This is a genomic window from Vibrio sp. 10N.222.47.A9 (assembly GCF_963872585.1).
GTDB classification, from domain to species: Bacteria; Pseudomonadota; Gammaproteobacteria; order Enterobacterales; family Vibrionaceae; genus Vibrio; species Vibrio splendidus.
In genome coordinates this window covers 21,072-43,367 of sequence record NZ_CAWNBB010000037.1, presented here as the reverse complement: position 1 = coordinate 43,367, position 22,296 = coordinate 21,072, and the positions used below count along the sequence as shown (strand labels likewise).

Sequence of the window (22,296 nt, the reverse complement as noted above, 5' to 3'; positions counted from 1 at the left end):
GGAGGACGAATGCTAGGGAGTGAGTATGCAGCACCTCGTTTTTGTTTATGGGACATTGAGAAAAGACCAATCGAACCACCACTATTTAAAACAGTGTGAGTGTTTAGGAAGGTTTGACACACCTGAGGAATACTCACTTTTTGATTTAGTTGCGTATCCGGCGATGATTTTCGGAAAGAAAAGTGTCGCTGGCGAGGTCTATATCATTAACGACGAAATTTTGGAGTCGCTCGATCGGCTAGAAGATGTTCCTGTTGAGTATCGTCGCGAGCAAATAGAGACTATATTTGGATTAGCATGGGTATATTTGTATCAGCTTGATCTAACAGCTAATAAAGAAATACTTTCGGGTGACTGGTGTAAGCGGGACAACTGTTAGCCGCTATATATCCTTGAGTTATCAAACAAAAAGCCAGCATCTAAATGCTGGCTTTTTTAATGACGTTATTTTGAGAAATAAACGAGAGAATTAGTCTCGGTTAAGCTCAAGAAACTCTTCTACTTTGCGAACCATGTCTGTTGAGCCAACAAAGAAAGGTACACGTTGGTGTAACTCAGTTGGTTTGATGTCCATGATACGTTGAGCACCGTCTGAAGCGATACCACCCGCTTGTTCCATAAGGAAAGCAATTGGGTTGCACTCGTAAAGCAAACGTAGTTTACCTTGAGGGTGGCTTTGTGTGCTTGGGTATAAGTAGATGCCGCCTTTCAGCAGGTTACGGTGGAAATCTGATACTAGAGAACCAATGTAACGAGAAGTGTAAGGGCGGTTATCACTTGGCTCATCTTCTTGGCAGTACTTGATGTACTTTTTAACACCGGTAGGGAAGCGGAAGTAGTTACCTTCGTTGATCGAGTAGATCTTACCTTCATCAGGGATCATCATGTTTTCATGAGATAGACAGAAGGTACCCAGTGATGGGTCGTAGGTGAAACCATTGACGCCAGCGCCTGTTGTGTAAACAAGCATGGTTGAAGAACCGTAAATTACGTAACCAGCTGCGACTTGTTTGTGTCCAGGTTGTAGGAAATCTTCTTGTGTTGGTGGGGTACCAATCGGTGACACTCGGCGGTAGATAGAGAAAATCGTACCAACCGATACATTCACATCGATGTTTGAAGAACCATCAAGTGGATCCATCAGAACAACGTATTTTGCGTTTTTGTTGAGCTCTTTATTGAAGGCAACAGCTTCGTCTTCTTCTTCACTTGCAACGCCACAAACTTGGTCACGAGCTTCTAGAGCCGCTTTAAATTTGTCGTTCGCGTAAAGGTCTAGCTTTTGTTGCTCTTCACCTTGAACGTTGTCTGTACCAACAGCGCCAGTAATGTCGACAAGACCTGCTTTGTTGATTTCACGGTTAACAATTTTCGCAGCAAGACGAATTGATGACAAAAGGGATGATAGATCACCACTTGCATGGGGAAAGTCACTTTGTTTTGCAACAATGAACTCACCAAGGGTGCGCATCTCAGACATGTTATTTCCTTAAACTTCTCTCAATATTAGGGGGGATTTGAGCACTGTAGATTAGGCCTCTTGAGTGGGCTTTATTCATCTAGACGCTTACCTAAATTCTAAAGGTTAGATCTTTTTAATGGTAATGAACTAAGCGACACAGATCTCACTTACTATGTCGACTAAATTTGTTTTGCATTGCTGCTCGCTTTTAATCGCCATTTAATGATAATGAGTGCAAGTAGTTTGATTTAGACATGGCTCATTTAGCCAAGCGTTTGGAAGCAATATATGCATATTCACATCTTAGGAATTTGTGGCACCTTCATGGGTGGTGCCGCGGTATTGGCTCGTCAATTAGGTCACAAGGTTACGGGTAGTGACGCGAATGTTTACCCTCCAATGAGCACTTTGTTGGAATCGCAAGAGATTGAAATTATTGAAGGGTTCGATCCTAGTCAATTAGAGCCAAGGCCTGATCTCGTGGTTATCGGTAATGCCATGAGTCGTGGTAACCCGTGTGTTGAGTATGTGTTGGATAACAATCTTAGATACACATCAGGCCCGCAATGGTTGCAAGAATTTCTACTGCATGACCGTTGGGTTCTGGCGGTATCGGGAACGCATGGCAAGACAACAACATCGAGCATGCTGGCTTGGATCCTTGAAGACTGCGGCTATGCACCGGGCTTTTTAGTTGGCGGTGTGTTGGGTAACTTTGGTATATCTGCTCGCCTTGGTGAAAGCATGTTCTTCGTGGTTGAAGCCGACGAATATGACAGTGCTTTTTTCGATAAACGATCTAAGTTCGTTCATTACCACCCAAGAACCTTGGTGATGAATAATCTTGAGTTCGATCATGCGGATATCTTTGACGATCTTGAAGCGATCAAGCGACAGTTCCATCATTTGGTTCGCACTGTGCCAAGTAATGGTCGTATTTTCTCACCGAAGCAAGATACGGCTATTGAAGATGTTCTATCTCGTGGGTGTTGGAGTGAGACTGAATCGAGCGGCGAACTTGGCGATTGGGATGCTAAGAAACTGGTTAAAGATGGCTCCAAATTTGAGGTCTATTTCCAAGACGAATGTGTTGGAACCGTAGACTGGGATTTGGTTGGCGATCATAACGTAAGTAATGCCTTGATGGCGATTGCGGCGGCAAGACATGTTGGTGTGACACCCGACTTAGGATGTGAATCACTGGCGACTTTCATTAATACCAAGCGTCGCTTAGAGTTTAAAGGCGAAGTGGCAGGTGTTTCTGTCTATGACGATTTTGCTCATCATCCTACAGCGATTGAACTTACTCTGGGTGGCTTACGTAATAAGGTCGATACGAAAAAAATCATTGCTGTTTTAGAGCCTCGTTCTGCCACCATGAAGCGTGGTGTGCATAAAGAAACCTTGGCTGATTCGCTCAAACAGGCGGATTCTACCTACTTATTCCAACCGGATAACATTGATTGGTCTGTACAAGATGTTGCCGATGCGTGCCATCAACCCGCACATGTAAGTGATGACATGGATGCATTCGTTGCTAGAATTGTCTCTGAGGCACAAGCGGGCGACCAAATCTTAGTAATGAGTAATGGTGGCTTTGGTGGTATTCACCAGAAATTGTTGGATGCGTTGGCACTCAAAGGCTAACGGCATCCACGACCTTATATTTTGAAGTAATTGAGAACATGACAAAACACGATAAAGCTATAACCCTCGCTTTCACTGGCGCATCTGGTGCGCCTTATGGCCTGCGTTTACTTGAATGCCTTTTGGCGGCGGATTATCAGGTCTATTTACTGATATCGTCGGCTGCGCGAGTGGTGTTGGCGACCGAGCATGAACTTAAGTTACCTGCTGGACCAGATGCCGCGAAACAAGCTTTGGTTAAGCATTTAGGCTGCGACCCAGAAAAGCTGGTGGTGTGTGGTAAAGATGATTGGTTCTCACCGGTTGCCTCTGGTTCTGCAGCGCCGAAGCAGATGGTCGTTTGCCCATGTTCAGCGGGAAGCTTGGCTTCAATTGCTCATGGTTTATCGGATAACCTGATTGAGCGTGCTGCAGATGTGGTCATGAAAGAACGAGGCCAACTGTTGTTGGTGGTTCGTGAGACGCCATTCTCGACGCTGCACTTAGAGAACATGCATAAGCTATCGACTATGGGCGTGACGATCATGCCTGCCGCTCCGGGTTTTTATCATCAACCTAAGTCGATTGACGATCTGGTCGATTTTATGGTGGCGCGCATTTTGGATCATCTTGGCATCGAGCAAGGTTTAGTGCCACGTTGGGGTTACGATCAACGTAATTGATCCAAACTTGATAGCTTATTGTTAAAATTCGAATTACAATTCTGAACACTCATCGGGGAGCGAACCATTCAAATAATGAATGCGAGCTGAGATCAAGCAAGTGCTTGGGACCCGTAAACCTGAACCAGATAATGCTGGCGTAGGAATTGAGTTAGGAACAACTTCTACCGTTCTCCTCCCTCAAACCTGTGCCGCTCAGACCATGGAGAGCGTCCAGTGAAATTTACATTAACAACTCTTGCTGTTACTACAGCCATCTCTTTTTCTGCCTTTGCTGCAGACAATACCCTAACGGTTTATACCTATGACTCTTTTGCTGCGGATTGGGGACCTCGTCCTGCCGTTGAAAAAGCATTTGAAGAAAAGTGTGGCTGCGATGTGAACTTTGTCGCGCTAGAAGATGGCGTGTCTATTCTGAACCGCTTACGTCTTGAAGGTGGCAATAGCAAAGCTGATATCGTGTTAGGCCTAGATAACAATCTGATGGCTGAAGCGAAAGCGACGGGCTTATTGGCTGAGCACAATGTTGATACGTCTTCAGTGACACTTCCGAATGGTTGGAACGACAGTACTTTTGTACCCTATGACTTTGGCTACTTTGCTTTTGTTTACAACAAAGAGAAGTTGGCAAACCCGCCTAAGAGCTTAAAAGAACTGGTTGAGCAGCGTGATGATCTCAAGGTTATCTACCAAGACCCACGTACATCAACACCAGGCCAAGGCATGATGCTATGGATGAAGTCAGTATACGGTGATGAAGCGACAGCAGCTTGGAAGAAGCTCGCTCAGAAAACGGTTACTGTGACTAAAGGTTGGTCTGAAGCTTACTCTATGTTCTTAAAGGGTGAGTCGGACTTAGTCTTGTCTTACACAACATCTCCTGCTTACCACATCATTGCAGAAAGTGATTCTAAGTACGCAGCTGCAAGCTTCGAAGAAGGTCATTACACTCAAGTGGAAGTAGCCGCTAAAGTTAAAGGCAGCAAAAATGAAAAGCTTGCCGATGAGTTTATGGCGTTTATCTTAAGTGATGAATTCCAATCGGCGATGCCAACGGGCAACTGGATGTACCCAGTGACGGATATCGAGCTACCAAAAGGGTTTGAGCAGTTAACAGTACCGCAGAAAGCTCTGAGTTTTACGCCTGAAGAAATCGCTGCTAAGCGTAAGCCATGGATTCGTGAATGGCAGAGTGCACTTACTTTTTAAAAGATTAGCTTTCTAGCTTAACTTTCTAAAGATGAGTTTCCTAAAATTCAGCTTTCTAACTTTCTGTATTTAAAGGTTCGTTCGATATTAACTGAGTGAACCACTTACGGTAAAAAATCAATTTATGATAAAGAAAACACCTAAGGTCGGGATCTGGGTTGCGATACTCATTACCGCCTTTGTGGTTTCAGCAGTTGGGGCATTGCTTAGCAATGCCCCTTCTCTTGATATCAGCCAAGTATGGTCCGATCCTTACTATTGGCATGTAACGAAATTCAGTTTTTATCAAGCGACACTTTCAACTGTGCTGAGTGTTGGCTTTGCTATACCTATTGCTCATGCTTTGTGTCGCAGGCAATTTTTTGGGCGAGCTCTGTTGTTAAGGCTGTTCGCGTCGACCTTGGTTCTACCTGTGTTAGTCGGTGTGTTTGGTTTGCTTGCAATTTATGGCAACAGTGGTTGGTTAGCTAAATTTCTGGCGAACTTCGATATTGAACTGCCATTCTCCATCTATGGATTGAATGGCATTTTGCTGGCACACGTTTTCTTTAATCTGCCTTATGCCAGTCGTTTACTTTTACAAGCCTTAGATACCGTGCCTGCCGAGCAACATAAGCTGTGTGCTCATTTGGGTATGAGTCATTGGAATAAATTTAAATGGGTCGAATGGCCACGATTGAGACAACAACTGCCTCATGTGTGTGGCTTAGTCTTCATGTTGTGCTTTACTAGCTTTGCTACCGTGATGGCGCTAGGTGGAGGTCCGAAATCGACCACTATCGAACTCGCTATTTATCAAGCGATTAAATTTGACTTTGACTTACAGGCTGGTGCCTTGCTCGCGATATGGCAAATGCTGCTGTGTGGTGTGCTCGCCGTGAGTATTCAGCGCCTATCGAAACCTATTTCAGTGACGGCCAGTCAGTTGTCGGAAGAGAAATATTTGGTTAAGGACTGCTGGTGGTCAAAAGCTTGGGATAGCTTTTGGATCATAGTAGTCTCAATGCTGGTATTGCCGCCATTAGCCATGGTTATCGTCAGTGGTATTAACTCACAAGCACTGATTGTGCTCAGCAGCGAACCGTTTTGGGCTGCGTTAATGACCTCAGTTAAAGTTGCGTCCTTAGCAAGTGTTATTGCTGTCGGTATTGGTATTGCGATACTGCTGACCAGTCGTGCATGGCGTTTGCAGAATAAGAACTTTAGAGCCGATAAAATCGAGCTGATTGGTACCATTATCTTAGTGACACCAGGGTTAGTGATCAGTACGGGACTCTTCTTATTACTGCGTTCATTTACCGATGTATTTAGCTTAGCTTTCTTTATTGTGATTGCCGTGAATAGCTTAATGGCACTGCCTTATGTGATTAAAACCTTAGCCCAACCTATGTTGCATTTATCTCAACAGTATCAATACGTGTGTGCAAGCTTGGGAATGACAGGTTTCACTCGTTTTAGGCTGGTGGAGTGGCGCGCACTACGTAAACCAATGGCGCAAGCCTTTTCTATTAGCTTTATGCTGGCGATGGGGGACTTGAGTGCCATTGCCTTGTTTGGTAGCCAAGATTTTAGAACGCTGCCTTTGTATCTATTCCAATTGTTAGGCAGCTATCAAATGGAAGCTGCCGCGGTGGTTTCTGTGAGTTTACTGCTGCTGAGTGTGGGCAGTTTTAGCTTAATAGAATTTTTATTTACTCGAAGTTCAAAGCCCAATGCTAAAGAGTTAAGGAACCGATGATGTTAGTGATGAAAGAGGTGGACTACCACTATCACCGAGAGTTGTTTCGCTTTGATTTTCAAGCTGAGCAGGGCGACATTGTCGCGTTGATGGGACCGAGTGGCGCTGGTAAATCAACGTTGTTGGCGCTAGTCGCGGGATTCATAGAGCCTACATCGGGTGAGATCTCAGTGGCAGGACAATCGCTTATTGGTAAAGAAGCGCACCAACGTCCATTGGCGATGTTGTTCCAAGAGCATAATTTGTTTGCCCATCTCACCGTACGTGAAAATATTGGTTTAGGGCTGCATCCAGGATTAAAGCTTACCGCAACCCAAAAGCTCAAAGTTGAGCAAGCAGCCGCACAAGTAGGTGTTGCAGAGTATTTAGATAGATTGCCTGAGCATTTATCGGGTGGCCAGCGCCAGCGTGTCGCGTTAGCCCGCTGTTTTGTTCAGCCTCATGATATCTGGTTGCTTGATGAACCTTTCTCTGCGCTTGATCCTTTGCTGCGCGAGGAGATGCTTAGCTTAGTGAAGCGATTAGCGGCAGAACGAAATATTACGGTATTGATGGTGACTCACCATTTAGGTGATGCACGCAGTATCGCGAATAAGTTTATTTTTGTGGCGCTAGGTAAGGTGTTGGTTGAAGACTCTATAGAGGTACTGACAGCTACTCATCCACAGCAAGAATTAAGCTCGTTTGTTAAAGCGGGTGAATGACGACTGAGTATTGGTCTTGATGGCTTTTGATATTGAGTAAGTCGAAAAAAAAAGACCTAGCATGTGCTAGGTCTTTTATTATCTTTCTGAGTAAAGGGAGACGAAGATTAGTCGCCTTGCTTTAGCTCTTTTAAGATTTGGAAGATCTCGCGAGAAGACTTCGCTGGTTTGTTCGCTGATTTCTCTTTGTTAGCTTGGCGAGCTAGCTGACGAAGACGTTGACGGTCTGCTTCAGGGTACATTTCCATAACGTCAGAAATGGCAGCATCGCCTTCTGCAACAACGCGGTCACGCAGTTGTTCTAGTTTGTGCAGTTCAACTGTTGCTTGAGAGTGTTTGTTGCGAATTTTATCTAAAGCCGCTTGAATTGGCTCTGGATCTACATTGCGCATTACTTTACCAATGTATTGAAGCTGACGGCGCTTTGCTTCATTTTTAAAGCGTTGTGCATCTTTAATCGCTTGTGCCAGGTCTTCAGACAAAGGGAACTTATCAAGAATAGAAGGCTTTAGTTCAACAAGCTCTTCTCCCAGCTTTTGCAGGGCATCCATGTCCGTTTTCATTTCTGTCTTACTTACCCAGATGATTTCTTCTTCTGGTTCCCATGGGGCTTTTTGGTTTTTGCGAGCCATCTTTTCTGCCTATGTCACTATCTCAAACGAATATATTGCCTATTTTAGCAAGAATCTTGGGGAGAAAGCGAAATTCTTGTTATCCTACGTAATATTGACCTAAAAAATTAGAATAGATATGGATGTAAAACAGCAAGTCGCCCAGCAAAGAGTTGAGCTAGAAGCCGCAGTAGCTAAAGCGTTGGATATGGCATCAGTGAGTGCAGACGCAGCTGAGGTCGCTATTACTAAGTCAACGGGTTTAAGTGTTTCAACACGTATGTGTGAAGTGGAAAACGTTGAATTTAATAGTGATGGTGCTCTAGGTATTACTGTTTACCGCGGCCAGAAAAAAGGCAGCGCATCTACATCTGATCTGAGTGAAAAGGCAATTGCTCAAACAGTAGCGGCTGCGCTTGATATCGCTCAGTACACTTCTGAAGACCCATTTGCAGGTCCTGCCGCAAAAGAATACATGGTAAAAGAAATTCCAGATTTGGATCTTTTCCACCCTGATGAACCAAACCCTGACTATGCCGCTGAGATTGCGATTGCTGCTGAGAAGCAAGCGCTAGCTTATAGCGACAAGATCAAGCAAAGTGATGGTGCAAGCTACGACAGTCACTATGGTGTTAAGGTTTATGGTAACAGCCATGGCTTACTAGCAAGCTACGCCTCAAGTCGCCATAGCACGAGCTGCTGTGTGATTGGACAAGGCGCTAATGGTGAAATGGAACGTGACTACAGCTATACCGTTGCACGTCATCGTGATGAGCTATGGGCGCCTGAGCGTGTTGGTCAAGAAGCGGCAGAAAAAACCATCAGCCGTTTGGATGCTAAAAAGCTACCAACAGGCCAATATCCAATTATGTTCGCGAACGATGTCGCTACAGGTCTAATTGGCCACCTTGTGATGGCAATTAGCGGTGGTAATCTTTACCGTAAGTCTTCGTTCTTACTGGATCATCTAGGTCAGAAAATCTTGCCAGATTGGTTCAATATCTCTGAGCGTCCGCATATCTTACGTGGTTTGGCTTCAAGCCCATTCGATAGCGAAGGTGTGTTCACTCAAGATCGTGAAATCATCACCGACGGTGTGTTAGCAACTTACCTGCTAACGAGCTACGCCGCACGTAAAATGGATATGACGCCAACAGGTCATGCGGGTGGTATTCATAACTGGTTCGTTAAATCGACCGGTCAAAACTTTGAGCAGATGCTAAAAGAGTTAGGCACAGGCTTCCTTGTGACTGAAGTGATGGGTCAAGGCGTTAATACCGTGACAGGTGATTATTCTCGTGGTGCTGCAGGTTTCTGGGTTGAGAACGGAGAGATCCAATACCCAGTATCGGAAGTGACGATCGCAGGCAATCTAAAAGATATGTTCACTCAGATTGTAGCGGTAGGTAACGACGTTGAAACTCGTTCACAAATTCAAACCGGTTCTATCTTGCTTGAATCGATGAAAGTCGCGGGTGAGTAATTTACTTAATTTGTTGTAGTTTAAACATGAGACTTAAACCTGAAGCGTAAATCTGACCTATTAAAAAGGGAGCCTCTGGCTCCCTTTTTGTATTCAGCATCCCATCTTAGAATAGGCTATCTGTTTATTCACACTAGATAAGCATGAGTTAGATAAGAATGGTGGCTAGGCCTAAGAATACCGATAGGCCAATCACATCGGTTACTGTGGTCAGAGCCATACCGCCTGCAAGGGCAGGGTCGATATTCATCTTCTTCAGCATCACAGGAATGGTTACACCGGCGATACCCGCGACAATCAAGTTTGTCATCATCGCTGCTGAGATGATGCCTCCCAAGATCCAATTGCCTTTCCAAGCAACCACTATGCCGCCAATGATAACGGCCCATAGAATGCCGTTAAGGAAGCCGATAGAGGCTTCTTTGAGTAGCAGTTCGCGTTTGTTACTGTCACCAATGTGACCAAGCGCTAAACCACGAATCACTAGAGCGACGGTTTGGTTACCTGCAACCCCACCCATGGACGGTACGATAGTCATCAAAACAGCAATCGCGGCCATCTCATTCAGTGTGGCCTCAAACATATTCGACACAGACGCTGCCGCGAGTGCTGCCAAAACGTTTGCGCCTAGCCATACACTACGACGACGAGCAGATTTGACGACCGGTGCGAAGGTATCTTCGTCATCGTCCATACCCGCCATACTCATCATTGAGTGTTCGGCATCTTCACGGATAACATCAACCACATCATCGATCGTGATACGACCGACAAGGTGTTGATTTACATCGACAACAGGAGCAGACACCCAATTACGACGTTCGAATAGGCTAGCGATATCAGAGGCGCTAGTTTCGACTGCGATCGCTTCGTCTGCATCTTCCATCACTTCTGAAACAGACACATCAGGCTGAGTCGTAATCAGTGTGCTGAGCGATAGGTTACCAATGAGGCGTTCGTCGTCATCGATAACATATAATGCATCGGTAGCGTCAGGTAATTCACCACGCATACGTAAATAACGCAGTACGACCTCAACATCGACATCACCACGGATCGTGATTACGTCGGTGTTCATTAACGCACCCGCTGAATCTTCAGGGTACGAAAGGGCGGTTTCTACTAATGCACGATCAACGGAGTCCATTTGGGAAAGGACTTCTCGAGAAACATCGTCAGGTAGGCTTCGAAGTACGTACGCGACGTCATCGGTTTCCATGCCTTCTGTTGCTTCTGCCAAGGTCTCTGGTGCCATTTTCGACACAAGAGCATCTTTGACGTCTTCGTTTAGTTCATCAAGAATTTCACCGTAGTCTTCAGGATCGGTGAGTTGCCAGAGTACGTCACGACTTTTGCGAGGGGAGGCTTCTAAAAGGTGTGCAATATCCTCAGGTTCCATATCCTGAAGTTGTCGGCGTACGTGAACAAATCGGCCGTTTTCTAGGGCTTCGCTGACTTCTTGGAGGGTTTGGTGAGCTTGGTCGAATTCTAATTGCTCTGCCATATTTTCCTCCTATCTCATTATTCTAACAATGCTTGGAATAGTAACTTAATTCTGGGGCTTATTTAAATCATTAACTTAGGTAGAACTAAGAATTAATATTGGTTGATGCGTGGTTTGAGTTTTAGATGTTGTGAGTGAAGCGTTTTTTGCTACTCGCCCTCATCAAACCGGTCTTCAATTAGGTGACAAACGGCATCAAGCGCTTGCTGTGAATCGGTGCCTGCGGCTTGGATGGTGATGTGTTGCCCTTGCGCCGACTCCAGCATAAGTAGCCCCATTACACTGTCTGCTGTTGCTGTTTTATCTTCTTCACTATGGATGGTGATGGTTGCATCAAAGCTTTGTGCAAGCTCAACCAATTTTACGGCTGCTCTAGCGTGAAGACCCAAGCGATTTTGGATCAGTACAGTTCGAGTTAATTCCATGGTTAGCCCTGTTGGTGCTTCTCTAGGGAGGCGTGTCTGATTTGAACTTGATGGCCAAGTTGTTCGAAGTATTCACCAATTTTCTGAGTTAGGTAAACCGAGCGGTGTTTACCGCCAGTACAACCAATCGCGACCGTTAGATAGCTGCGATTATTCTTCTCTAACATTGGCAACCACTGCTCAACAAAGCCTTGAATTTGCTGCTTGAGTTCAAGAACTTCTGAGTGTTTTTCAAGAAAAGAGTGAATGGGTGCATCAAGACCCGTTAATGGTCGTAGTGCGGGTTCCCAGTGAGGATTCGGCAAAAAGCGAACATCAAACACATAGTCGGCATCACTTGGTAGGCCGTATTTGAAACCGAAAGATTGAAAGACAATGATCAGCTCTTGCTTCTCTTTGCCTTCAACTTTAAATCGAACCTTTTCGCTCAATTCGTAGAGGTTGCAATCACTGCTGTCAATCACAATGCTGGCTTGCTCTGCGAGAGGTGTTAGGAGTGTCTTTTCTAAATCAATCGCTTGCTCAAGAGATAACTTTTCCTGACCGATCGATAAAGGGTGGATTCTGCGTGTTTCGCTGTAGCGTTTGAGTAGCGTTTGCTTACTTGCGTCTAGGAACAAAACGTTCACATCAATATCAGTGGCGGCTTCTAGTTGTTCTAGTGTCTCTGTAACTAACTGCGGTTCTTTCGGTAGATTGCGAATATCAATGCTAACAGCGACGTTTTGATTGATCTCGCGTACCGATTCGACGAAGTCGCTTAGCAGGTTTACTGGAAGATTATCCACACAGTAATACCCCAAGTCTTCAAGGACTCGTAACGCAACACTTTTACCGGCCCCAGATTGGCCACTCACAACGATTAATCGCATGTTATTGCTCGCAAGTTGGCACTTGGATCATGATGTCGTAAAGCTCTTGATCGCTTTGAGCATTACGCAACTTTTTAAGAGTCTGCTTGTCGTTAAGTCGTTCTGCCATACATGAAAGGGTTTTTAGATGTTCTTTACATTGTTCACTAGGAACAAGCAGAGCAAATAGTAGGTCGACAGGACGATTATCAATCGCATCAAATTCGATTGGGTCTTGGCATTGTAGTAATACAGCTATCGCTTTATCACTGACATTCATACGAGCATGAGGAATAGCGATGCCATTACCAATACCAGTACTGCCCATTTTTTCACGGCTCAACATGCACTCAAACAGTTCTGTTGAATCTTGACCACAGCTTTCTGCAGCGATCTGACTGATGAGCTCAAGGGCTCTTTTTTTGCTTGTGCATTGGACTGCACTTTTGGTGCAGTCCAATGAAAGTACTTCGCTTAATTGCATGTTAGTGACTACTTAGCTTTTCTTTGTGCTTGTTGAGTTGGCGGACGAGTTTATCAACCAATGAATCAATCGCGGCATACATGCTTTCATCAGTTGCTGTCGCATGGATTTCCCCCTGATTTATATGCAGGGTAGCTTCCGCGATTTGATTGATTTTCTCAACTTTTAAAACAACCTGAACGCTATTGATATGATCAAAGAAGCGCTCAAGTTTGTCGAATTTAGTGCGAACATAGTCTTGCATTGAATCGGTAAGATCAACGTGATGGCCTTGAATATTGATTTGCATAGACTTTCCTTTTCAGTTGGTTGCCCGGTTATAACTAAATTAATAGTTAACTAAATAGCTAACTAAATTAGCCTATAACAGGCGTTTACGCTGACTCGATGGGGCAATGCCCAGAGACTCACGGTATTTCGCTATGGTACGTCTAGCTACCTGAATTCCTTGGTCAGCCAGTAAAGCAGCAATTTTACTATCACTGAGAGGCTTCGCGGTATTTTCCGCTGCGACAAGCTTCTTAATCAGTGCGCGAATTGCTGTAGATGAACATTCACCGCCATTGTCAGTGCTGACATGGCTTGAGAAAAAGTATTTGAGTTCGAAGATGCCACGTGGCGTGTGCATGAATTTTTGAGTCGTCACACGAGAGATCGTGGATTCGTGCATATCAACGGCTAACGCAACATCATTCAGAACCATTGGCTTCATCGCTTCTTCGCCATGTTCGAAGAAATCACGCTGATGTTCAACAATGCATCGCGCAACTTTGAGTAGCGTCTCATTTCGGCTTTCTAAGCTTTTGATTAGCCATTTTGCTTCTTGCAAATTTGAGCGAATGAATTGGTTGTCTGCGCTGCTGCCCTTGCTACCAAGAGCGGCATATTGCTGATTTACTTTCAGCTTAGGGACACTATCAGGGTTAATGGTGACTAACCACTTTCCAAGATCTTTGAACACCGTTACGTCTGGAACCACATATTCAGTTTCGTCCGGTGTAATCTTACTGCCAGGTCGAGGATCCAGTTGCTGAATCAGCTGCAGAACCTCACGTAGTTCCGCTTCTTTCAGCTTGGTTTCTTTGATGACTAATTTGTAATCGCGGTTACCGAGTTGGTCGATGTGGCTAGTAAGTACTAACTTAGCTTCGTTAAGCCAAGGGGTATCCTGGGGAAAGGTTGCCAGTTGCAGTAACAAGCAATCTTGTAGGTTTACTGAACCGACACCCAGCGGGTCAAACTGCTGAACTCGTTTGCGGACGGCTTCAATCTCATCAAGCTCTACTTCTTCGCTATCGAAGTTTTCAAGGATATCTTCACAAGATACGGTGAGGTAGCCATAGTCATCAATGGCATCAATCAGCGCGAAAGCAATGCTTCGGTCAGTTTCAGAGAATGGTGTTAGGTCGAGTTGCCAAAGTAGGTAATCGTGTAGGCTTTGAGTCGTTTCGCCTTGATAAACAGGCATGTCGTCATCAATCGCAATACCAGTGTTACCTGTGTTTGCGCTGTAGACGTCTTCCCAAGTTGTGTCGATTTCTAGTTCGTTGCCAATTTCTGATTTTTCGATTAAGTCTGAACTATCAGGTAAATCTTGCTCTGTGGCTTCAACTGTTTCTTTCTCGTCACTGCTAGGTTTCTCTTCCGATGTAGGCGTATCTTCATTGCCTTCTTCGACATCGAGTAGTGGATTAGATTCAAGTGCTTCTTGAATCTCTTGCTGCAAATCTAAAGTAGACAATTGCAACAAACGAATCGCTTGCTGCAATTGAGGAGTCATTGCTAACTGTTGGCCTAGCTTAAGTTGTAATGAGGGTTTCATTCAGTGTGACTTACCTAGTTATTATTCTTAGAACTCTCGATACTCTCTATATAATCATAGACGGAATTGTTCGCCTAGATAAACTTGTTTAACTTGTTCGTTATTGAGAACATCTTCAGGAGTACCTTCAGCGATCAGGTGTCCTTGGCTTACGATGTAAGCTTTTTCACACACATCTAATGTTTCACGAACGTTGTGATCGGTAATCAAAACGCCCAAGCCGCGATCGCGTAGGTGAACAATGATTTTCTTGATATCGATAACTGAGATCGGGTCAACACCGGCAAACGGTTCATCCAGCAGAATGAATTGCGGGTTTGCTGCTAGAGCTCGAGCAATCTCCACACGACGACGCTCACCACCTGACAGAGCCATACCATTACTGGTGCGGATATGTTGGATGTGAAACTCTTCTAGAAGGTCTTCCAGCTTATCTTGGCGCTGTTCGTTAGTCATCTCATCACGGGTTTGTAAAACGGCCATGATGTTGTTCTCAACAGACAATTTACGGAAAATCGATGCTTCTTGCGGTAGGTAACCGATACCAAGACGAGAACGACTGTGCATTGGCAAGATACTGATGTCACGGTCGTCAATGCTGATAGTACCTTCATCACGCGCAACCAGACCAACTATCATATAGAAAGACGTGGTTTTACCGGCACCGTTAGGGCCAAGCAGACCAACGATCTGGCCTGACTCTACCTGCAAGCTTACATCGGTAACAACTTTGCGCTTGCTGTAGGTTTTCGCTAGGTTTTTTGCTTTAAGAACAGCCATCGTTACTTATTCACTTCCGTTGGTTGTAAAACCGTTGACACTCGTTTGTTTTCACCACTGTCGGCGACTAATTTTTGAGAGCCGATCTGGTAGGTGATCCTAGAGCCACGAATGATGCTGCCATCTTGAGATAGCATTGCATTCTTAGTCATGATCAATTTGTCGGCAACAAGCTGGTAATGTAAGTCATCAGCTTCACCGTAGAGTGTCTTCCCGTCGTCAGTCAGTTGAGAGAAGGTCGCTGGCTTACCGAAGCCTTGAATTTCTTCAATCTCACCGTTTACGGCGTTGCGGGTAACAATAACCTTATCGGCATTGATATTGATGCTGCCTTGCTTAAGGTTTACATCACCAAGGAAAGTCACTTGGTTACTTTTCATATCCAATTGCTGGCTGTCTGAGTCAATGTAGACAGGTTGCTCGCTATCCGAAGAAAGGGCATAGACATTAGGCGCCGCAAGGGTCAAAGCGAATAAACTAAGGTGTAAGAGTTTCATATCTACCTTGAACAGAATTAAAGAGGGTTGCATTGTTGGTACCGAAGTTACCTTTCATTGCTTGTCCCTCAGTTTCAAAAAATGTACCGATCATATGGACCGGAGTCTCTGAATAAAAATCTCGGCTAGGCAGCTCAACAACCATTTTATCTGTGGTCATTGTATCGAAGCTGGCTTCTGGCAACAGGTTCTTTGCGACGACGTTGTCATAAAACGTGACAACTTGATTCTCATCCATAATCGCGCGATCAGCGGTGACTTGCCATTCAATCGTGTGCCCTTCTCGGAATACCGAAAGAACCGGGTTTTGAAAGTGCGTATCGCCAACCACTGAGTAGTGCTCTAAATACGTCGATTCAACCTGATAGCTACGAATACCGCTTTCGTCATAGCTAATGTTGTTTAGACTTTTGCCACTAAACGCGGGCAGCTCCAAATTTGGAGCCACTTGTATCGTTGATGTTTGCTCTTTGTCGTACAAGTAATAGGTCGACCAAGAGGCAATAAATATTAGTATTAAATAGATAATACGAGTAAAACTCATATGCTTAAACCTTTATGCACGTCGAGTTCATTTCTTGCTTGTAAAATAAGGTCGCAAACTTCACGTACCGCACCGTGACCACCGTTAATGGTTGTCACGTAATTTGCACGCTTTGCAAGTAGTGGATGACCATCTGCAACACATACTTTCAAGCCAACTTTTTCCATCACAGGCCAGTCGATCAGATCGTCTCCGATGTAGCCCGTATTTTCAGGATTTACAGAAAGCTTATCGCAAATATCTTGGTATGCCTTAACTTTATCATCCTGACCTTGATAAATAAGCTTAATACCGAGAGCGGTCATTCGATTCTCAACAATTTGAGATTTACGGCCAGTGATGATCGCGATTTCGATACCGGCGTTCATCAGTGACTTAATGCCATAGCCATCACGAGTGTGGAAGGTTTTCAGTTCTTCACCGTTGTTGCCCATGTAGATGCGACCATCTGAGAATACGCCATCGACATCGCAAATAAGCAATTTAATCTCTTTCGCTACGGCAAACACTTCTGAATCTACCGTGCCGTATAGAGTTTCGACTGTCTGTGTCATTACATTACTCCTGCTTTCAGTAAGTCATGCATGTTTAACGCTCCGACTAGTTTGCCTTCATGGCACAGCATTAGGCCATTGATGCTCTTAGCTTGCATCAAGTTCAAACCCTCAACCGCGAGCATGTTTGGTTCTGCTACCGTCGGATTTAGCGTCATCACGTCGCCGATCTGCGTATCATGGATATCGATGCGCTTGTCTAGGATACGGCGCAAATCACCATCAGTAAAAATACCGGCCATTAGACCGTCTTCACCTACGACTGCCGTCATCCCCAAGCCTTTTTGAGATATCTCCAAAAGAGCGTCTCGTACCAATGCTTCCGGTGCTACCACTGGGAGTGCATCGCCCGTATGCATGATATCTTCAAGCTTCAATAATAGTTGTCGACCCAAAGCGCCGCCAGGGTGGGACAAAGCAAAATCTTGCGCAGTAAAGCCTCTGGCTTGTAAAAGTGCGACGGCTAATGCATCACCCATCACCAAGGTTGCCGTGGTGCTGGTTGTTGGTGCAAGCCCTAATGGGCACGCTTCTTCTGGCACTGATATTTGTAAATGAATATCAGACAAAGTCGCCATGTTTGATGCTGGCTTACCTGTCATGCTGATAATCTTGATGTTCAAACGCTTCAATACCGGGAATAAGCTTAGGATTTCACCTGATTCGCCAGAGTTGGATATTGCTATCACAACATCGCCAGCCCCGATCATCCCTAAGTCACCGTGCGCAGCCTCCCCTGGGTGTACGAAGAAAGCGGATGTCCCAGTACTTGCTAATGTTGCTGCTATTTTTTTGCCAATGTGGCCAGATTTTCCCATGCCCATCACAACCACTTTGCCTTTGTTGTTCAGGATAAGGTCGCAAGCATTGCAAAAGTCATCATTAAAATATTGGTCCAATTGAGTAAGACCTGCAACTTCGGTTTCCAAAACTTGCTTTGCAACACTGCGATAATCGAATGACTGAGACATTAAATACTCCAAGTACGGGAAGTTAAATCAATAATTAAGCTGACATGTTCATAAGTAGGTAAGCTTGGTAGGCCACGAATGTCACTATTAACACACCGCCTTCAATACGATTCACACTACGTGATTTACCTAGTGCCATTACAACAAGAAGTAGCGATACACCTAGCATTACCCAGAAATCACGCCCCATCGCAAACTCGCTCAAGACTGAAGGGTTGAGGATGCCAGGGATACCCATAACAGCAAGGATGTTGAATACGTTCGAGCCAATGATATTACCCACGGCCATATCATCTTCACCCTTCATTACGCCAGCAAGTGATGCTGCTAGCTCAGGCAGACTTGTACCAACGGCAATAATGGTTAAACCAATCACAAGGTCGCTCATGCCAAAGAACTTCGCGATAACAACCGCGTTATCAACCAACATGTTGGCAGCTAGAGGCAGAATTATCAGACCAACTACCACCCACATTGCGGCTTTAGGGTTGCTCACGCCTTCAGGAACTTCAGATTCTTGTTCTTCAAGGAAGGCATCGCCGTTCTTTTTCTCACTGCGGCTGATTTGCAGCATCGCGAATAAGAATGCGGCAAAAAGAACAAACAACAATACGCCTTCGTAGAACCCTAAATGGTTGTCCCACAGCAAAGCGCCCGCTAGTAGAGTCACACCAATCATCAATGGTAGTTCACGGCGAATCACACCAGAGCTAATTGATAGCGGTTTGATAAGCGCTGTAATACCCAAAATCAGTGCGATGTTGGCGATGTTAGAACCGAGAACGTTACCTACAGCTGTATCTGTTTTTCCATCAAGAGCAGCTGTTGCTGAAACCATCATTTCAGGAGCTGAAGACCCCATTGCTAGAATCGTCATACCGATAACTAATGGTGAGATACCAAAGTTGCGAGCAAGAGCAGCGGCTCCATAAACCAGTTTATCTGCGCTCCACACCAAAAAACCTAGACCGATAATAAGAAACGCAATCGCTTCAAGCATGATGATTCCTAAAAATTAATAAAAAACGGAGAATTAACCGCTAATTTTGACTTGTTGCTAGATAAAAGGGAAGTCACTCGGCAAATTAATTACCAGTTAGCAGGCAAGAAAGAGAGCTCAATAGATAATTTTCTAATGCTTTCAAATTCCTGCATAGATTTCTGTTTAATATGAATTAATTGAACAGTGCTTTTAATTCTAAAGTAGACTCATTATTATTGCAGCCATAATTGGCGTATTTTAAAGCAAGGAAACAACAAAAATATGTTGAACACTGAGCTTGTGAAAGTTAAGAACCTCAGCTTCTCACGCGGTGAGCGCGTTATCTTTGATGACATCAGTTTAGAGGTGCCTCAAGGCAAAATAACCGCAATCATGGGCCCGTCAGGGATCGGTAAAACGACCTTGCTGCGTTTGATTGGCGGACAATTACCGCCAGATGAGGGCGAAATTTGGTTTGATGGCGACAATATCCCTGCATTATCACGTCGTAAGCTATATCAAGCCCGCAAGAAAATGAGCATGCTTTTCCAATCGGGTGCACTTTTTACTGATCTTAATGTCTTTGATAATGTGGCGTTTCCGCTGCGAGAGCATACTGAACTTAACGAAAAATTCATTCGTACCATCGTATTACTTAAGCTTGAAGCAGTAGGGTTACGAGGTGCTGCGCAATTGATGCCGAGTGAATTGTCTGGTGGGATGGCGAGACGTGCTGCGTTGGCCCGTGCGATCGCACTGGATCCTGAACTCATCATGTACGATGAACCATTTGTTGGCCAAGACCCGATCACTATGGGCGTCTTGGTTGAGCTGATCCGCAATCTCAATCAAGCTTTGGGCTTAACCTCTATTGTCGTTTCTCACGATGTGCCTGAGGTGATGAGTATTGCCGATTGGGTTTATCTGATGGCTGATGGAAAAATCATTGCTGCTGGTGCGCCTGATGAGTTGTACAACAACAGCGATCCGAGAGTGCAGCAATTTTTGCAAGGTGACGCGGATGGCCCTGTGCCGTTTAGATTTCCTGCGAAGAGCTTAAAAGAGGATTTGTTTTAATATGATTGTTAAAGCTATTGCGGGTGTCGGTAAGCGAACACTTGCGATCTGTGAGTCATTTGGTCGAGCAAGCCTGATGCTATTTGGGGCTTTGCTTGGAATCCCGAGACTAAAGAATTTCCCTTTATTCGTTAAACAACTTTATAGCGTTGGTGTTCAGTCATTAGCTATCATTTTAGTTTCGGGTTTGTTTATTGGCATGGTGCTCAGCCTGCAAGGCTATGTCGTGTTAATCGACTACGGTGCTGAGGGTAATCTTGGTCAAATGGTCGCGCTTTCATTGTTACGTGAGTTGGGCCCAGTGGTGACTGCGTTATTGTTTGCAGGCCGCGCAGGTTCAGCGTTAACGGCTGAGATCGGCTTAATGAAAGCAACCGAACAGATCTCTAGCCTTGAAATGATGGCCGTCGATCCTCTCAAACGCATTATTGCGCCACGCCTTTGGGCCGGGCTTATCTCAATGCCACTGCTCGCCATGATCTTTATGGCGGTCGGGATTTGGGGGGCTCAGTTAGTTGGTGTTGATTGGAAGGGCATTGACCACGGCAGTTTCTGGTCTGCGATGCAGTCTTCCGTTGAGCTAGGTCGAGATATTGGTAACAGCACGATCAAATGTATGGTCTTTGCTATCACAGTAACTTGGATCGCACTTTTTAATGGTTATGATGCGGTACCGACCTCAGAAGGTATTAGTCAGGCAACCACACGCACTGTAGTGCACTCTTCTCTAGCGGTATTAGGGCTAGATTTTGTTCTTACCGCATTGATGTTTGGGAATTAATCATGCAACAAACTCGAAAATTAGAATTATGGGTCGGCACCTTTGTTATTGTCGGAATTTGCGCAATCTTAATCATGATCTTTCAAGTCGCTGACGTAAAAGGCTTAGGTTCGAACCATACTTACAATCTAAAAGCGACTTTTGACAACATTGGTAGCCTAAAAGTTCGCTCTCCAGTGAAGGTGGGTGGCGTCGTTGTCGGTCGAGTTAAAAGTATTGAGCTTGATAGCGAGAGTTACCTTCCTGTCGTTGATTTATCTATTGATGCGAAGTACTCACAATTTCCAGATACCTCTAGTGCTCAAATCTTAACGTCTGGCTTAATCGGTGAGCAGTACATCAGTCTGGTTCCTGGCTTCATTTTTGATGATGAAGAAATGTTGGTTGATGGTGATTCTATTGAAGACACCAAGTCAGCATTAGTACTAGAAGATTTGATTGGCCAAGTGCTGTATAGCGTTGGTGGCTCTGATGACAGCGAAGCTAAGGAGTAAGATGATGTTGAAAACTATTAGTCATTTAAAAGATATTAGTCATTTAAAAGCTATCGGTTACTTGAAATCAATGTTTATGGTAGCAATGGCTTCACTTGTTTCTGCTCAAGTTTTTGCTTCAGAATCGATTGATCGCACTCAGCCTTATCAGATGATGACGCAAGTTGCTGAAGTGGCATTTGATCGTTTGAAGAGTGAGCAAGAGAATATCCAGCAAGATCCTGAGTTATTGAAGGTCATTGTGGAAGAAGAGTTGATGCCCTATGTTAATGCTCAATATGCGGCTCTTAAACTGCTAGGTCCAAACTTGAAAGGTGCGGATAGAAAAGACGTAGGCGTGTTTATCGATGCGTTCCGTAAATACCTTGTATCTTCTTATGCTCAAGTACTGACTCAGTACTCGGATCAGACGATTGAATTTGGTCCTGAGCCAAAAATCAAAGCAGATAGCCGTATTACCAGTATTAAGGTTAGTATCATAGATACGCCGCGACCAAACATTAAGCTTGAATTTAAGTTACGCAAAGACAAGAAGTCGGGCGAGTGGAAGGCGTTTGATATGGTTGCTGAAGGTATTAGCCTATTATCGAGCAAGCAATCAGAGTGGAATACTAAAATTCGTCAAGAAGGCATCTTACAAGTTGCCGATGAATTAGAGAAACTTGCAGCACAACCGATTCGTTTTGAGAGTAATAAATAATGAGCCACTCTCAATGGCAAGCACTAAGCTCTAAAGAGTATCAGCTGCTCGGTGATATAGACCGAGACAGTGTCCCTGCAATCTGGCGTATATTGGAAAAGTGGCAAACGACGGAATCGAGCGTTGAAATTGACCTTAGCCATATAAATCGAGTCGATTCAGCAGGAATGGTGATGCTAATTCACTTATTAGAGCATGCAAAAAATCAAAACTGTCATATAATGCTCAGTTTCGTGCCAGAACAATTACGAACGTTGTTCCAATTGAGCAATATCCAGCCAATGATGGCAGAACACATAAAAAATTAGGCAGGA

Annotated in this window: 26 protein-coding genes and 1 riboswitch; of the genes, 12 read left to right on the top strand and 14 right to left on the bottom strand. The window is 44.6% G+C overall.

Annotated features, from left to right (window positions below; genetic code table 11):
• The first annotated feature begins 25 nt into the window (after positions 1–25).
• Complete coding sequence (locus AACT19_RS11215) at positions 26–379, top strand: gamma-glutamylcyclotransferase family protein (RefSeq protein WP_076646304.1); 354 nt, start codon at positions 26–28, stop codon at positions 377–379.
• A gap of 90 nt (positions 380–469) precedes the next feature.
• Here the strand turns inward: AACT19_RS11215 and fbp are convergent, their stop codons facing one another.
• Entirely contained in the window at positions 470–1,480 is a 1,011-nt protein-coding gene (fbp, locus tag AACT19_RS11210; protein ID WP_004735289.1) for a class 1 fructose-bisphosphatase, read from the bottom strand.
• Positions 1,481–1,750: 270 nt separating this feature from the next.
• Between fbp and mpl the strand changes: the two genes are divergently transcribed.
• The 5 genes from mpl (at position 1,751) to thiQ (ending at position 7,422) form a co-directional block, all read left to right on the top strand.
• Complete coding sequence (gene mpl, locus AACT19_RS11205) at positions 1,751–3,109, top strand: UDP-N-acetylmuramate:L-alanyl-gamma-D-glutamyl-meso-diaminopimelate ligase (RefSeq protein WP_076646302.1); 1,359 nt, start codon at positions 1,751–1,753, stop codon at positions 3,107–3,109.
• 38 nt (positions 3,110–3,147) lie between these two features.
• A complete protein-coding gene (locus tag AACT19_RS11200) occupies positions 3,148–3,771 on the top strand; it encodes a flavin prenyltransferase UbiX (protein ID WP_017092972.1) in 624 nt (207 codons plus the stop codon).
• Between the two features lie 43 nt (positions 3,772–3,814).
• A riboswitch (TPP riboswitch) is annotated at positions 3,815–3,934 on the top strand.
• Positions 3,935–3,987: 53 nt separating this feature from the next.
• A complete protein-coding gene (thiB, locus tag AACT19_RS11195) occupies positions 3,988–4,980 on the top strand; it encodes a thiamine ABC transporter substrate binding subunit (protein ID WP_017086692.1) in 993 nt (330 codons plus the stop codon).
• Positions 4,981–5,104: 124 nt separating this feature from the next.
• Complete coding sequence (gene thiP / locus AACT19_RS11190; protein ID WP_017083750.1) at positions 5,105–6,718, top strand: thiamine/thiamine pyrophosphate ABC transporter permease ThiP; 1,614 nt, start codon at positions 5,105–5,107, stop codon at positions 6,716–6,718.
• A complete protein-coding gene (gene thiQ, locus AACT19_RS11185) occupies positions 6,718–7,422 on the top strand; it encodes a thiamine ABC transporter ATP-binding protein (RefSeq protein ID WP_020477151.1) in 705 nt (234 codons plus the stop codon). The genes thiP and thiQ overlap by 1 nt, the downstream gene beginning before the upstream one ends.
• Positions 7,423–7,529: 107 nt before the next feature.
• Here the strand turns inward: thiQ and yjgA are convergent, their stop codons facing one another.
• Positions 7,530–8,054, bottom strand: coding sequence for a ribosome biogenesis factor YjgA (gene yjgA / locus AACT19_RS11180; protein WP_017083748.1), 525 nt, complete (start codon positions 8,052–8,054; stop codon positions 7,530–7,532).
• A gap of 118 nt (positions 8,055–8,172) precedes the next feature.
• On the opposite strand from yjgA, the gene pmbA reads away from it, so the two are divergent.
• Complete coding sequence (gene pmbA / locus AACT19_RS11175; RefSeq protein ID WP_017086694.1) at positions 8,173–9,516, top strand: metalloprotease PmbA; 1,344 nt, start codon at positions 8,173–8,175, stop codon at positions 9,514–9,516.
• Positions 9,517–9,664: 148 nt separating this feature from the next.
• Here the strand turns inward: pmbA and mgtE are convergent, their stop codons facing one another.
• The 12 genes from mgtE to AACT19_RS11115 all read right to left on the bottom strand — a co-directional run bounded on the left by mgtE (position 9,665) and on the right by AACT19_RS11115 (position 18,948).
• Positions 9,665–11,020 carry a magnesium transporter gene (mgtE, locus tag AACT19_RS11170; protein WP_004735298.1) on the bottom strand — a complete coding sequence of 452 codons (1,356 nt, stop codon included), beginning with the start codon at positions 11,018–11,020 and terminating at the stop codon, positions 9,665–9,667.
• 149 nt (positions 11,021–11,169) lie between these two features.
• The gene (locus AACT19_RS11165) at positions 11,170–11,445 is read right to left on the bottom strand and encodes an HPr family phosphocarrier protein (protein WP_004735299.1); all 276 of its coding nucleotides are present in this window, start codon (positions 11,443–11,445) and stop codon (positions 11,170–11,172) included.
• 2 nt (positions 11,446–11,447) lie between these two features.
• Positions 11,448–12,317, bottom strand: a complete 870-nt coding sequence (gene rapZ, locus AACT19_RS11160) for an RNase adapter RapZ (RefSeq protein WP_004735300.1) — start codon at positions 12,315–12,317, stop codon at positions 11,448–11,450.
• A 1-nt stretch (position 12,318) separates the two neighbouring features.
• A complete protein-coding gene (ptsN, locus tag AACT19_RS11155; RefSeq protein ID WP_004735301.1) occupies positions 12,319–12,780 on the bottom strand; it encodes a PTS IIA-like nitrogen regulatory protein PtsN in 462 nt (153 codons plus the stop codon).
• Between the two features lies 1 nt (position 12,781).
• Positions 12,782–13,069 (bottom strand): ribosome hibernation promoting factor, encoded by a 288-nt coding sequence (gene hpf / locus AACT19_RS11150; protein WP_004735302.1) that lies wholly within the window; start codon positions 13,067–13,069, stop codon positions 12,782–12,784.
• Positions 13,070–13,141: 72 nt separating this feature from the next.
• Positions 13,142–14,602 carry an RNA polymerase factor sigma-54 gene (locus tag AACT19_RS11145; RefSeq protein WP_004735303.1) on the bottom strand — a complete coding sequence of 487 codons (1,461 nt, stop codon included), beginning with the start codon at positions 14,600–14,602 and terminating at the stop codon, positions 13,142–13,144.
• Positions 14,603–14,656: 54 nt separating this feature from the next.
• Entirely contained in the window at positions 14,657–15,382 is a 726-nt protein-coding gene (gene lptB / locus AACT19_RS11140; protein ID WP_004735304.1) for an LPS export ABC transporter ATP-binding protein, read from the bottom strand.
• A gap of 2 nt (positions 15,383–15,384) precedes the next feature.
• A complete protein-coding gene (lptA, locus tag AACT19_RS11135) occupies positions 15,385–15,879 on the bottom strand; it encodes a lipopolysaccharide transport periplasmic protein LptA (protein WP_076646300.1) in 495 nt (164 codons plus the stop codon).
• Positions 15,860–16,423, bottom strand: coding sequence for an LPS export ABC transporter periplasmic protein LptC (gene lptC, locus AACT19_RS11130; protein WP_004735306.1), 564 nt, complete (start codon positions 16,421–16,423; stop codon positions 15,860–15,862). The genes lptA and lptC overlap by 20 nt, the downstream gene beginning before the upstream one ends.
• Complete coding sequence (gene kdsC / locus AACT19_RS11125) at positions 16,420–16,977, bottom strand: 3-deoxy-manno-octulosonate-8-phosphatase KdsC (RefSeq protein WP_004735307.1); 558 nt, start codon at positions 16,975–16,977, stop codon at positions 16,420–16,422. The genes lptC and kdsC overlap by 4 nt, the downstream gene beginning before the upstream one ends.
• Positions 16,977–17,948: a KpsF/GutQ family sugar-phosphate isomerase gene (locus tag AACT19_RS11120; RefSeq protein WP_004735308.1), complete on the bottom strand. Its 972-nt coding sequence runs from the start codon at positions 17,946–17,948 to the stop codon at positions 16,977–16,979. The genes kdsC and AACT19_RS11120 overlap by 1 nt, the downstream gene beginning before the upstream one ends.
• Positions 17,949–17,982: 34 nt before the next feature.
• On the bottom strand, positions 17,983–18,948 hold the full coding sequence (locus AACT19_RS11115) for a calcium/sodium antiporter (RefSeq protein WP_004735309.1): 966 nt from the start codon (positions 18,946–18,948) through the stop codon (positions 17,983–17,985).
• A 264-nt stretch (positions 18,949–19,212) separates the two neighbouring features.
• Between AACT19_RS11115 and mlaF the strand changes: the two genes are divergently transcribed.
• The 5 genes from mlaF (at position 19,213) to AACT19_RS11090 (ending at position 22,290) form a co-directional block, all read left to right on the top strand.
• Positions 19,213–20,007 (top strand): phospholipid ABC transporter ATP-binding protein MlaF, encoded by a 795-nt coding sequence (gene mlaF / locus AACT19_RS11110; RefSeq protein WP_004735311.1) that lies wholly within the window; start codon positions 19,213–19,215, stop codon positions 20,005–20,007.
• 1 nt (position 20,008) lies between these two features.
• The gene (gene mlaE / locus AACT19_RS11105) at positions 20,009–20,788 is read left to right on the top strand and encodes a lipid asymmetry maintenance ABC transporter permease subunit MlaE (protein WP_017089960.1); all 780 of its coding nucleotides are present in this window, start codon (positions 20,009–20,011) and stop codon (positions 20,786–20,788) included.
• Between the two features lie 2 nt (positions 20,789–20,790).
• On the top strand, positions 20,791–21,282 hold the full coding sequence (gene mlaD / locus AACT19_RS11100) for an outer membrane lipid asymmetry maintenance protein MlaD (protein WP_017089961.1): 492 nt from the start codon (positions 20,791–20,793) through the stop codon (positions 21,280–21,282).
• A gap of 70 nt (positions 21,283–21,352) precedes the next feature.
• Complete coding sequence (locus AACT19_RS11095) at positions 21,353–21,982, top strand: MlaC/ttg2D family ABC transporter substrate-binding protein (RefSeq protein WP_125458498.1); 630 nt, start codon at positions 21,353–21,355, stop codon at positions 21,980–21,982.
• Positions 21,982–22,290: an STAS domain-containing protein gene (locus tag AACT19_RS11090; protein WP_004735315.1), complete on the top strand. Its 309-nt coding sequence runs from the start codon at positions 21,982–21,984 to the stop codon at positions 22,288–22,290. The genes AACT19_RS11095 and AACT19_RS11090 overlap by 1 nt, the downstream gene beginning before the upstream one ends.
• Positions 22,291–22,296: the final 6 nt, after the last annotated feature.